This is a genomic window from Paenibacillus sp. S-38 (assembly GCF_049942825.1).
Taxonomy (GTDB): Bacteria; Bacillota; Bacilli; order Paenibacillales; family NBRC-103111; genus Paenibacillus_G.
The window spans coordinates 6,661,407-6,673,893 of record NZ_CP187970.1 but is presented as its reverse complement, the minus strand read 5'-3'; the positions used below and the strand labels follow the sequence as shown (position 1 = coordinate 6,673,893).

Below are 12,487 nucleotides of genomic sequence, written 5' to 3'. Positions count from 1 at the left end.
GGACGGTGCAAGATGAGCGGGCAGCCAAGCGACAACGTCATTCTTTTTCCGAAGACGGTTGAATATTACCAATTCGAGCTGACCCGGCTGCTCGAATCCGAGCGGTACGGGGAGACGACCCGGCTGCTGCAGTTTCTCCTCTCCTGCCGGACAGTCGATGAGAAGGCCCGGGAAGAATGGCAGTCGCTCCTCGACTGGCTTCAGATGATGTTTCCGGATGTCATGTTTCACGGGGAAGGGCACGAGGGAACGGACGAGGATGAAGAGTGGAACGAGGAGGAGCTGCTGCGGCAGCACTTGAACGGCAAGCACGAAGACAGTGCGGAGTATGCGGAGAAGCTGCTTGAGCACCTGATGCACCAAGAGGCGGTGGATAAGCAGCTGCTGGCCCTCGACCAGCTGGCCTTCCTGGATCATCCGGCCATAGATGATGCGCTGCTGGAATGGGTGGCGGAGCGTCCGATGCATCCCCTGATCCAGTTCAAAACCCTGCAGACGCTGCGCAAAAGGGGCGTGAGCGGAACCCTGACCCTGACGAAAAACGGGGAAACGACGGAGATCGAGATCGAGGAGACGCCGGCGGGCTTCGACCAGTTCCCGGCGCAGATCCAGGAAATTATTGCAAGAGTGCAGGAAATCAGTGAAATGCAGTATCCGGCCTTATCTTATTTTGCTGCGGAGACGTGGAATGAATTTCTGGCCTTCGTATACGGAACCTCGGCCTACCGGCAGATGCTGAAGCAGGATCCCGCCTGTGTGGATTTATGGGCCGCCGCACTCCACCTGACCCTTCTCGAGAAGGTATTCGACGGGGGAGACCGGGAGGAGATTTTTGAATTGTACGGGATTACAAGCGATCTTATGTTCCAGTGGGAGCAGGCCTACCGGACGATGCAGCTCTTCGCCCACACGATGTTTACCCGGAGGCCTTGAGGCTCCCGGGCCCTTGGCCTGAAAGCGCCTCAAGGACAAGCCTTGAAAAGGCGTTATAATATGGTTATAATGGAATGGTTATATTGGCAGGCTCGTCCGTGGCAGTTTCATGGCACTGCCGCGTGACAAAATTGCGATGGATAATTTTTGGAGGGGAAAGCATAAAATGAAAGCAAGCTGGGAAAAGATAGAGAAGAACGTTGGAGTTCTTGATATTGAAGTCGAAGCGGAACAGGTGGCCGCCGCTCTGGACAAGGCATTCAAGAAAGTCGTACAAAAAGTGAACGTCCCGGGTTTCCGCAAGGGCAAAGTGCCCCGCGCTATTTTTGAATCCAAATTCGGCGTGGAGAGCCTGTATCAAGACGCACTGGATTTCATCGTTCCCGATGCTTATGTAGCCGCTGTGAACGAGACGGGCATCGAGCCTGTAGACCGTCCTGAAGTAGACGTTGAGCAGTTCGCGAAGGGCCAGACGCTGAAATTCAAAGCGAAGGTTGTCGTGAAGCCAGAAGTGGAGCTCGGCGAGTACAAAGGCCTCGAACTCGAGTCCGTATCTTTCGAAGTTTCGGCTGAAGAAGTGCAAGAGGAACTCCAAAAATTGCAAAACCGTCACGCCGAGCTGGTTCCAGTTGAAGAAGGCGCTGCACAAAACGGCGATGTCGTTGTCATCGACTTCGAAGGTTTTGTTGACGGCGTAGCATTCGAAGGCGGCAAAGCCGAGAGATATTCCCTCGAGCTTGGCTCCGGCAGCTTTATCCCTGGCTTCGAAGAGCAGGTAGTCGGCCTTGACAAGGGCGGCGAGAAGGATATCACGGTAACCTTCCCGGAGAACTACCACTCCGAAGAGCTGAAGGGCAAAGAAGCGGTATTCAAGATCGTACTGCACGACATCAAGCGCAAGAACCTGCCTGAGCTCGACGATGAGTTCGCGAAGGACGTAAGCGAGTTCGAAACGCTGGACGAGTACAAAGCCGATCTCCAGAAGAAGCTTCAAGAGCGCAAGGAGAACGAAGGGAAGTCCAAGAAGGAAGCTGACGTGGTTGAAAAGGTCGCTGCTTCCGCTACAGTGGACATTCCGGAAGTCATGATCAATGACGAAACCGAGCAAATGCTGAAGGAATTCGAAAACCGTCTGCGTACGCAAGGCATGAACATTGACATGTACTACCAGTTCACCGGTCAAAGCGCCGATGACCTCAAAGGTCAAATGCGCGGCGACGCTGAGAAGCGCGTTCGCAACAACCTGGTTCTGGAAGCCATCGCGAAGAAGGAAGGCATCGAGGTAACCGAGGAAGAGATCAACGCCGAGTTCGAGAACCTGGCCGGCATGTACGGCCGTTCCGCAGCCGAGATCCGCAGTATCTTCACTTCCAACGGCAACCTGTCCACGCTTCTGTCGGACATCATCACCCGCAAGACCGTGGCATTCCTGGTTGACAACAGCAAATCGGCTTAAGCTTAGGCGCGCCTAACGCTTACCGCGTACTATAGAGATAGAGCAAAGGCACGTGTGATCCACAAGCGTGCCTTTGTTTTACCCTAAAAACGCGGATTACCCCAAGCGATAAGTTTGGAAGCACTAAGCTTGCAGCCAACCGTTTCAAAAAGCCCCAAAAGTGGTACATAGAACATAAGCACTTGAGCCATACTGATCCATACATATGAAGATTTCGTAAGTACATAGGAAGACATAAGGTTTTGCCGCTGTCTGCTGTTCGTCCGCTCCCGATAGGGATGTGCCGCCCAGCAGCCATTTTCGTCTCTAAGCCACTGCTGTTTCGGCTTCACTCCGTTCGGCTTTTCGGCCTACGGCTTCGCGCTCTTGGGCTTTACGCTCTTGGGCTTCGCTTCTTTCGGCTTCGCGCCCGGAGGAATCGACGGGCCATGAAGCCGCTGGTTTATCGCCCTTCGGCTTTACGTCCTTCGGCTTTACGTCCTTCGGGTTCGCTTCTTTCGGCTTCGCGCCCGGAGGAATCGACGGGCTATGAAGCCGCCGGTTTTCCCGTTACCCGCCCACCGAGAAGCGTGTCCTTTGTGCCGGCTTGGCCCGAGGGAGGGCAAGCCGGCACAAAGGACGGACGCGATCCCCCGCCGCACCTGCATCGAAGCACCTCTCCTGTCCACGCCGACGTTCCTTGAACTTAGCGGGGTCCAGGGGCGGCAGCCCATGGGGTCCCCCTTGGAAGGGGGATTTAGGGGGATGATGGGCTTTTGCCGAAGATTTATGCTACAATACCAAAGTAAGGCACATAACGCACTGCATTTCATGGAGTAAAGGGGTTGGAATAGATGACTCTGGTACCAATGGTTGTGGAACAAGAAGGCCGCGGCGAGCGCTCTTATGATATTTATTCGCGCTTGCTCAAGGACCGCATTATCTTTTTGGGCAGCGCAATTGACGATGACGTCGCAAACCTGGTCATTGCCCAACTGCTCTTCCTAGCGGCAACGGATCCGGATAAGGACATCCATCTGTACATTAACTCGCCGGGTGGTTCGGTAACCGCCGGGATGGGTATTTATGATACAATGCAATTTATTAAACCGGACGTTTCGACCATCTGCGTAGGCCTCGCGGCCAGCATGGGCTCGCTTCTGCTGACGGCCGGCGCACCGGGCAAACGCTTTGCCCTGCCGAACAGCGAAGTGATGATCCACCAGCCGCTCGGCGGCGTGCGCGGCCAGGCGTCGGATATCAAGATCCACGCCGACTGGATCATCAAGACGAAGCGCAAGCTCAATGAAATTTATGTGGCGCGTACGGGACAGCCTTACGACAAAATCGAACGCGACACCGACCGAGACAACTTCATGAGCGCGGCGGAAGCCAAGGAGTACGGGCTCATTGATGCGGTCATCACTCGCAGTGACCTGACCTAGAAAAGGAGTGATCCCATGTTTAAATTTAACGATGAAAAAGGTCAGCTGAAATGCTCCTTCTGCGGCAAATCGCAGGAACAGGTGCGTAAGCTGGTAGCCGGTCCCGGCGTTTATATATGCGACGAGTGCATCGAGCTCTGCACTGAAATCGTAGAAGAGGAACTGGGCCACGAGGAAGAGCTGGACCTCAAGGACGTTCCGAAGCCGATGGAGATTCGGGCGATCCTGGATTCCTACGTCATCGGCCAGGAGCAGGCGAAGAAATCCCTCTCCGTAGCCGTATACAACCACTACAAGCGGATCAACTCCCAGCAGGGCAAGGTGGAGGACGTCGAGCTGCAGAAGTCGAACATCGTGCTCGTCGGTCCTACAGGAAGCGGGAAGACGCTCCTGGCCCAGACGCTGGCGAAGATTCTCAACGTACCGTTTGCCATCGCTGACGCCACTTCCTTGACGGAAGCCGGCTACGTAGGCGAGGACGTCGAGAACATCCTGCTGAAGCTGATCCAGGCGGCGGACTACGACGTGGAGAAGGCCGAGCGCGGCATCATCTATATCGACGAAATCGATAAAGTGGCCCGCAAGTCGGAGAACCCGTCCATTACCCGCGACGTCTCGGGTGAAGGCGTGCAGCAGGCGCTCCTGAAAATCCTCGAAGGTACGGTAGCTTCCGTTCCTCCGCAGGGCGGGCGCAAGCATCCGCATCAGGAGTTTATCCAGATCGATACGACGAACATCCTGTTTATCTGCGGCGGTGCCTTCGACGGCCTCGAGCAGATCATCAAGCGCCGGATCGGCAAGAAAGTCATCGGCTTCGGCACGGACGGCTTCAAAGCCGACCTGAAGCCAGGCGAGTACCTTTCTTTGGTGCTGCCTGAGGACCTTCTGAAGTTCGGTCTCATTCCGGAATTCGTCGGCCGTCTCCCGGTCATCTCGACCCTCGAGCCGCTTGATGAAGCAGCACTGGTCCGCATCCTGACCGAGCCGAAGAACGCCCTGGTGAAGCAGTATCAGAAGCTGCTTGACATGGATAACCTGACGCTCGAATTCGATGCGGAAGCGCTGGAGGAGATCGCGAAAGAAGCGATCAAGCGCAACACCGGCGCACGGGGCCTGCGTGCCATCATTGAGGGCATCATGCTCGACGTGATGTACGAAGCGCCTTCCCGCGGCGAGAATTCGAAATGCATCGTGACGAAAGAAGCGGTGCAGGCGAAGATCGCTCCGCAGATTACGGCAGTCGATGCCCAGTCTGTGAAGAAGAAAGAAGAAAGCGCGTAAGCGGCCAGCCTCGTGAGCGCGTAATACTATAAGACCAAACACCTCCAATCCGAAGCTGTTCGGTGCCCAGGAAGATCTTTCCGGGGCATGTCTTCGGAGCGGAGGATGTTTGGTATCATGGGAGAGAAAATAATTCATGTTCCATAGAACAGAGACGGTACCGGTCCGGGTCGGGAACCTGACGATCGGCGGCAGCAACGACGTGATCATCCAGAGCATGTGCACCACGAAGACAGCCGATGTGAAGGCAACGGTCGCCGAGATCCACCGGCTCGAAGAGGCAGGCTGCCAGATTGTCCGCGTCACCGTGAACAACAAGGAAGCGGCGGAAGCGATCAAGGAGATCAAGAAGCAAATCTCGATTCCCCTGGTAGCGGACATTCACTTCGATCACCGTCTGGCCCTGATGGCCATTGAGAACGGCATCGATAAGGTCCGGATCAACCCGGGCAATATCGGACGCCGCGAGAAGGTGGAAGCCGTCGTGAAGGCCTGCAAGGAGAGAGGGATTCCAATCCGGATCGGCGTCAACGCCGGTTCCCTGGAGAACCATCTGCTGGAGAAGTACGGCTACCCTACGCCCGAAGCGATGGTAGAGAGTGCGCTCTACCATATCGGGATCCTCGAGGAGCTCGACTTCCGGGACATCATCGTATCGCTCAAGGCTTCTGACGTGCCGATGGCCATTGCGGCCTACACCAAAGCGGCTTCGGCCTTCAAGTACCCGCTGCATCTCGGCATTACAGAAGCGGGTACGCTCTTCTCCGGTACGGTCAAGAGCGCGGCGGGCCTTGGCGCCCTGCTCAGCATGGGCATCGGTTCGACGATCCGCATCTCCCTCAGTGCCGACCCGGTCGAAGAAGTGAAGGTGTGCCGCGAGCTGCTGAAGAGCTTCGGCCTCATCACGAATGCGGCGACGCTCGTCTCCTGCCCGACCTGCGGCCGTCTCGACATCGACCTCTTCTCCATCGCCAACGAAGTGGAAGCCTACATCTCGAAGCTTAAGGTGCCGATCAAGGTATCGGTACTGGGCTGCGCGGTGAACGGGCCGGGCGAAGCGCGGGAAGCCGATATCGGGATCGCAGGCGCCCGTGGAGAGGGGATGCTGTTCCGGTACGGGGAAATGATCCGCAAGGTACCGGAAGCCGAGCTGCTGAATGAGCTGAAGAAAGAAATCGATGTGATCGTCGAGCACTTTGAGCGTACGGGAGAGATTCCGGGGCGCAAGCATCACGCGGGCGTGTAACCGCACCAAGCCAGTTAGATCTTCAAGAAAATGAAGTCCTGTACGACAGAGCCGCATGACGGAACTGCGCATACAGGGCTTTTTCTTTTTTTCGCTGCCCCTCCTTGCTGTTCGTCTGGCGACGCATAAAAGGAGCGAGGGTAGGAAATAACAGGGAGAGCAGTGAGGACAAGAGGAGGGATGACATGAAAAAACAGTGGATCGCTTTAACGCTTGGAGCTGTCATGGCAGCAGCCGCCATCAGCCCGGTCGGCCATGCCGAGGAACCGGTCCAGAAGCGCGTGGCTGTCGTGATCGATGACTTCGGGAACGCCATGACGGGGACGGAGCAGATGTTCGAGCTGTCCATTCCCTTCGCAGCAGCCGTGATGCCGTTTCTGCCCACCACCAAAGCGGATGCGGAGAAAGCACATTCGCTCGGGAAGGAAGTGCTCGTGCATCTGCCGATGGAGCCGCGTAAAGGGAAGGCCAGCTGGCTGGGCCCGGGGGCGATTACAACCCGGCTGACGGACGAAGAGATCCGCGGGCGCGTGATCTCCGCCATTGAGGATGTGCCGCATGCCATCGGCCTCAACAATCACATGGGCTCCAGGGCTACGGCCGATGAGCGGGTCATGCGTGTGATTCTCCAAGTATGCGCCGAACGGGGGTTGTTTTTCCTGGACAGCCGCACAACGGACAAGAGTGTGGTGCGCAAATTATCCAAGGAGATCGGCGTGAAAACAGCGGAAAACCATATATTCATGGATGATATCTATACGCGAAGTCACATCTTGAAGCAGGCACTAAAGGTGCAGAAGCACGTCAAAAGTCATGAGGTGACCGTACTGATCGGTCACGTGGGACCGCCGGGCAAACACACCGCCTCCGTATTAAAGGAGTCGATCCCGGTTCTGCAGGGGCAGGGTGCGGTCTTTGTCCCCATCTCGGAGACAATGCGCATTCCCTAGACCGGGGAGCGGCCGGAGCCGGATACCGTAGAGGGTCCGGCTCTTTCCCGTACTGGGAGAGCGGACTCAGCGGGCATGAACGTCCAGGTACGTTCGTACGCCGGCGGCGATGTGTTCGGCGATCTTCTGCTGTGAAGCGGGATCGGTCAGCAGAAGCCGGTCCTCGGCGTTGGTCAGATATCCCATTTCCACAATCACGGAGGGGGCTTTCACATGCTTCAGTAGGTAATAGGAACGGCCGTAGATGGGCTCGGTAGTGGTGCCGTAGATCGGGTTCAGCGCCTCCTGCAGGCAGAGGGCCAGCTTCCCGCTTTCCTTGCTTTTCTGGTGGATGAGCAGGGCGCCGCGTTTGGACGGATGCTTCGCCGAATTCACATGCAGGGAGATCATAACCTGCGGACTCACTTCCTGGGCCAGGTGGCTGCGCTGGGCCAAGTCCTTGAGGTGACGCGAACGGCTGTTCAGCCAGTGGTTGTCGCTGCTCAGGGCGTAGTCCTCCGAACGGTTGAGCAGCACCGTATAGCCGCTGCTCCGCAGCGCTTCATAGGTCCGCCGGGCGACAGCCAGATTGATATGCTTCTCGAGGATGTCCCCATACACGGTTCCTCCGTCTATACCTCCGTGACCGACGTCAATCAGGATATCGGTTTGGGACAGGGCCGGATGATCCGTCCGGATCTCGGGCAGCAGCAGCTGATCGACCGAAGGCCAAGGGGAAGCCTCGTGCGGAAGCTCCATAGGTTTAGGCTCGAAGCCGGGAAGGATGCCGGATGCCAGCCCGGCCAGCAGCAGAGGAATCCAGATTCTTGCGGGTCTGCGTGGTTTCACCTTGTTCTTCCTCCTTCGCAGGCTTATCTCAGGATGGAACTCTGGTTATTCAGCCTGATTAGCATCCCCCAAAAAGTTTCTCTCCGCACCGGGATTAACGCTTCCATGACAGGGCAATACTACCAAATATATAATTGAATGGTTGCGGCTGTCCGGAATGCCGGGTAGGCTGCGACGATGGGAGGCCTGATGTCCTTGAGTATCACTGTTGTAATGATGGTCGTTCAGCTGTTTTTTGCCATTGTTATCGGGATGTATTTCTGGAATTTGCTGCGCAACCAACAGACGAACCGCACCGCCGTGGATAAAGAGTCGAAGAAAGAGCTCGAGAAGCTGCGCAAGCTCCGCTCCATTTCCCTGAACAAGCCGCTCGCGGAGAAAACGAGGCCTTCTGCCATGGAAGATATCGTGGGCCAGAAGGAAGGCCTGCGGGCTCTGAAGGCAGCCTTGTGCGGAGCCAATCCGCAGCACGTGATCGTCTACGGTCCGCCGGGGGTGGGGAAAACCGCGGCAGCCCGGGTCATTCTCGAAGAAGCGAAGAAAAACCCGGAGTCCCCTTTCCGGCCGGATGCGAAGTTCCACGAGATCGATGCCACCACCGCCCGGTTTGACGAGCGCGGGATTGCCGATCCGCTGATCGGGTCCGTCCACGATCCGATCTATCAAGGGGCCGGCGCCATGGGCGTCGCCGGCATTCCCCAGCCGAAGCCGGGGGCTGTGACCAAGGCGCACGGCGGCATTTTGTTTATTGACGAGATCGGTGAATTGCATCCGCATCAGATGAATAAATTATTAAAGGTACTGGAGGACCGCAAGGTCTTCCTGGAGAGCGCCTATTACAATTCCGAGGATTCCAATGTCCCCGGTTACATTCATGATGTGTTTCAGAACGGGCTTCCCGCGGACTTCCGTCTGGTCGGGGCGACGACCCGCAATCCCCAGGAGCTGCCGCCGGCGATCCGCTCGCGCTGCATGGAGATCTACTTCCGTCCGCTCCTGCCGGGTGAGATTGGGGATATCGCGACGAAGGCGCTGCAAAAAATCGGTTTTCCGGTCAGCGAATCTGCGATTGAAGTCGTGAAGAAGTATGCGACGAACGGCCGTGAAGCCGTCAATGTGATTCAGCTGGCAGCCGGCATGGCGCTGACGGACCAGCGGCGCGAAGTCACGGCGGCCGACATCGAGTGGGTTGTGAACTCCTCCCAGATTCCACCTCGCCCCGAGAAGAAAATCTCCGGGCAGCCGGAGGTGGGATTGGTTAATGGGCTTGCCGTCTACGGACCGAATCTTGGAACGCTGATGGATATCGAGGTGACGGCCATTCCAGCGGCAGAGCCGGGTGCCGGCCAGTTCACGATTACGGGTGTTGTGGATGAAGAGGAGATGGGGGGCGGCTCCCGGACGCTGCGCCGCAAGAGCATGGCACGCGGCTCTGTGGAGAACGTGCTGACCGTACTCCGCCGGTTGAATATTAAGCCGCAGAATTACGATCTACACATCAATTTCCCGGGAGGGACGCCGATCGACGGTCCTTCCGCCGGTGTCTCGATGGCCGTGGCCATTACCTCGGCGATCCGCGGGGTGGCGGTCGACAACCATCTGGCGATGACCGGTGAAATCTCCATTCACGGACGGATCAAGCCGGTAGGCGGCGTCATCGCCAAGGTCGAGGCGGCCTTCCAGGCGGGCGCAACGAAGGTCATCATTCCCAAGGAGAACTGGCAGGAGATCTTCGCCGGGCTGAACGGGCTTCAGGTCATCCCCGTCGAGTCCATTGAAGAGGCGCTGCATCATGCCCTGGGTCAGGAGTTTGTGCTGACAGAGGAGACGGTCACGCTGCCGCAGGATGGGCTGTCTCCCGCTTCCGTTACGATTTTGCACGCCGATGCGCCCTGAGGGGGCGTACGGCGTCTCTCTTTTTCTCCGGGCGGAACACACAAGGGCTCATTGGTGTTTTGAAAGGGATTTTGTTAAAATGAGAGTTACAGCATTGTACCCTTAGTCTGGAGGTGCTCGCGGGATGGGACCGAGTAAACATAAAACGCGGCGTTTGCCGCTGCTGCCGCTTCGGGGGCTGCTCGTATATCCGAGTATGGTGCTTCACTTGGACGTTGGCAGAGAGAAGTCGGTTCGCGCCCTGGAGAAGGCCATGGTCGACGACAGCATGATCCTGCTCTGCTCGCAGTCGGAAGTGAACATCGAAGAACCGAAGACCGAGGACATCTACCGGGTCGGCACCATCGCCAAAGTGAGGCAGATGCTGAAGCTGCCCAACGGGACAATCCGGGTGCTCGTCGAGGGTGTCGTACGGGCCGAAATTACCGAATTTTTGAACAACGAAGAATACTACGAAGTGACCGTGAAGGAACTGCCTGAGCTGGAGACATCCGATCCCGAGATCGATGCGCTCATGCGGACGGTTCTGAACCAGTTCGAGCATTATATCAACCTTTCGAAGAAAGTGACGCCGGAGACACTTGCGGCGGTTTCCGATATTGATGAACCGGGCCGTCTGGCCGATGTCATCTGCAGTCATCTCTCCCTTAAGATCAAAGATAAGCAGGAAATTCTCGAGACCGTGAATGTGAAGGACCGCCTGGAGAAGCTGCTGTCGATTCTGAACAACGAGCGGGAAGTGCTCGAGCTCGAGCGCAAGATCTCCCAGCGCGTGAAGAAGCAAATGGAGAAGACGCAGAAGGAATACTATCTCCGCGAGCAGATGAAGGCGATCCAGAAGGAGCTTGGCGACAAGGAAGGCCGTGCGGGCGAAGTGGAGGATCTGCGCAGCCAGCTGGCCGAAAGCGGCGTTCCGGAGAAGGTGCGCGAGAAGATCGAGAAGGAGATCGACCGGCTCGAGAAGATGCCGGCGACCTCGGCAGAGGGCTCCGTCATCCGCAACTATATCGACTGGCTGCTCGGCCTGCCGTGGAATAACGAGACCGAGGACGATCTCGATATCCAGAAGGCGGAAGAGATCCTTAACGAGGACCACTATGGGCTAGAGAAGCCCAAGGAGCGTGTCCTGGAATACTTGGCGGTGCAGAAGCTCGTCAAGAAGCTTAAGGGACCGATTCTGTGCCTTGCAGGTCCTCCGGGGGTAGGTAAAACGTCTATCGCGCGTTCCATCGCCAGATCGCTCGGCCGTGAATTCGTGCGCATCTCGCTCGGCGGCGTCCGGGACGAGGCGGAGATCCGGGGACACCGGCGCACCTATGTCGGTGCGATGCCGGGCCGGATTATCCAGGGGATGAAGACGGCGGGCACGAATAACCCGGTCTTCCTCCTTGACGAGATTGATAAGATGGCGATGGATTTCCGCGGCGACCCGGCTTCAGCCCTCCTTGAGGTACTCGATCCGGAGCAGAACGGCACGTTCAGTGACCATTACATCGAAGTGCCGTTCGATCTCTCGAACGTCATGTTCATTACGACGGCGAACGTCATCCAGAACATTCCGCGTCCGCTGCTCGACCGGATGGAAGTGCTCTATATCCCGGGCTATACCGAGGTGGAGAAGCTGCATATCGGCAAAAAGTACCTGCTGCCGAAGCAGCAGCGCGACCATGGTCTGGAGGATGGGCAGCTCGTCGTGGATGAAGCCGCTCTGATGCGTACGGTACGCGAGTACACCCGCGAAGCGGGAGTGCGGAACCTGGAGCAGCAGATCTCTTCGATCTGCCGCAAAGGGGCCAAACAGATCGTCGGCGGCGCATCGACCGTGCATGTGACGGCGGAGAACCTCAAGGATTTCCTGGGCAATCCGAAATTCCGTTTCGGCATGGCTGAGGAGCGGGATCAGGTCGGCGCCGTTACGGGCCTTGCCTGGACGGAGGTCGGCGGCGATACGCTGGTCATCGAGGTTACCGTCATGCCGGGCAACGGCAAGCTGACCTTGACCGGTAAGCTTGGCGACGTCATGAAGGAATCCGCGCAGGCGGCATTCAGCTATACCCGTTCGCGGGTGGAGCAGTTCCATATCCAGCCGGACTTCCATGAGAAGTTCGATATTCATATCCATATTCCGGAGGGCGCCATTCCGAAGGACGGCCCGTCTGCAGGCATCACGATGGGCACCGCGCTGATCTCCGCGCTGACCAATATTCCGGTCTCCCGCCATGTGGCGATGACCGGCGAGATCACGCTGCGCGGACGGGTGCTTCCGATCGGCGGGCTTAAGGAGAAGTGCATGGCTGCGCACCGTGCCGGGATCCGTACGATCATCCTGCCGAAGGACAACGCCAAGGATATCGACGACATTCCGGAGAGTGTGCGTAACGAGCTCACCTTCTATCCTGTATCCCATATGGATGAAGTACTGGAACACGCCCTGGTCAAACCGGCCAGAGTCTAGCATAGTTACTGCCGCCGG

Annotated in this window: 9 protein-coding genes; 8 read left to right on the top strand and 1 reads right to left on the bottom strand. The window is 57.3% G+C overall.

The features are described from left to right. Positions 1–12: 12 nt before the first annotated feature. From ACP26L_RS29105 to ACP26L_RS29080, 6 genes are all read left to right on the top strand, one after another. Positions 13–933: a hypothetical protein gene (locus ACP26L_RS29105; protein ID WP_426448722.1), complete on the top strand. Its 921-nt coding sequence runs from the start codon at positions 13–15 to the stop codon at positions 931–933. A gap of 166 nt (positions 934–1,099) precedes the next feature. Next, positions 1,100–2,389, top strand: coding sequence for a trigger factor (gene tig / locus ACP26L_RS29100; RefSeq protein ID WP_426448720.1), 1,290 nt, complete (start codon positions 1,100–1,102; stop codon positions 2,387–2,389). Between the two features lie 833 nt (positions 2,390–3,222). Beyond that, the gene (clpP, locus tag ACP26L_RS29095) at positions 3,223–3,813 is read left to right on the top strand and encodes an ATP-dependent Clp endopeptidase proteolytic subunit ClpP (protein WP_013920148.1); all 591 of its coding nucleotides are present in this window, start codon (positions 3,223–3,225) and stop codon (positions 3,811–3,813) included. Positions 3,814–3,828: 15 nt separating this feature from the next. Next, positions 3,829–5,094: an ATP-dependent protease ATP-binding subunit ClpX gene (gene clpX / locus ACP26L_RS29090; RefSeq protein ID WP_013920147.1), complete on the top strand. Its 1,266-nt coding sequence runs from the start codon at positions 3,829–3,831 to the stop codon at positions 5,092–5,094. 136 nt (positions 5,095–5,230) lie between these two features. Continuing rightward, positions 5,231–6,340, top strand: coding sequence for a flavodoxin-dependent (E)-4-hydroxy-3-methylbut-2-enyl-diphosphate synthase (ispG, locus tag ACP26L_RS29085; RefSeq protein WP_426448717.1), 1,110 nt, complete (start codon positions 5,231–5,233; stop codon positions 6,338–6,340). A gap of 185 nt (positions 6,341–6,525) precedes the next feature. Further along, on the top strand, positions 6,526–7,290 hold the full coding sequence (locus ACP26L_RS29080) for a divergent polysaccharide deacetylase family protein (RefSeq protein WP_426448716.1): 765 nt from the start codon (positions 6,526–6,528) through the stop codon (positions 7,288–7,290). Positions 7,291–7,356: 66 nt separating this feature from the next. On the opposite strand, the gene ACP26L_RS29075 is transcribed toward ACP26L_RS29080, so the two are convergent. Next, on the bottom strand, positions 7,357–8,118 hold the full coding sequence (locus tag ACP26L_RS29075) for an N-acetylmuramoyl-L-alanine amidase family protein (protein ID WP_426448714.1): 762 nt from the start codon (positions 8,116–8,118) through the stop codon (positions 7,357–7,359). A 189-nt stretch (positions 8,119–8,307) separates the two neighbouring features. Here ACP26L_RS29075 and lonB point away from each other — a divergent pair, with 189 nt between their 5' ends. Together lonB and lon are read left to right on the top strand one after the other, a co-directional pair. Further along, entirely contained in the window at positions 8,308–10,014 is a 1,707-nt protein-coding gene (gene lonB, locus ACP26L_RS29070; RefSeq protein ID WP_426448712.1) for an ATP-dependent protease LonB, read from the top strand. 124 nt (positions 10,015–10,138) lie between these two features. After that, positions 10,139–12,469: an endopeptidase La gene (gene lon, locus ACP26L_RS29065; RefSeq protein ID WP_426448710.1), complete on the top strand. Its 2,331-nt coding sequence runs from the start codon at positions 10,139–10,141 to the stop codon at positions 12,467–12,469. The last annotated feature ends 18 nt before the right edge of the window (positions 12,470–12,487 follow it).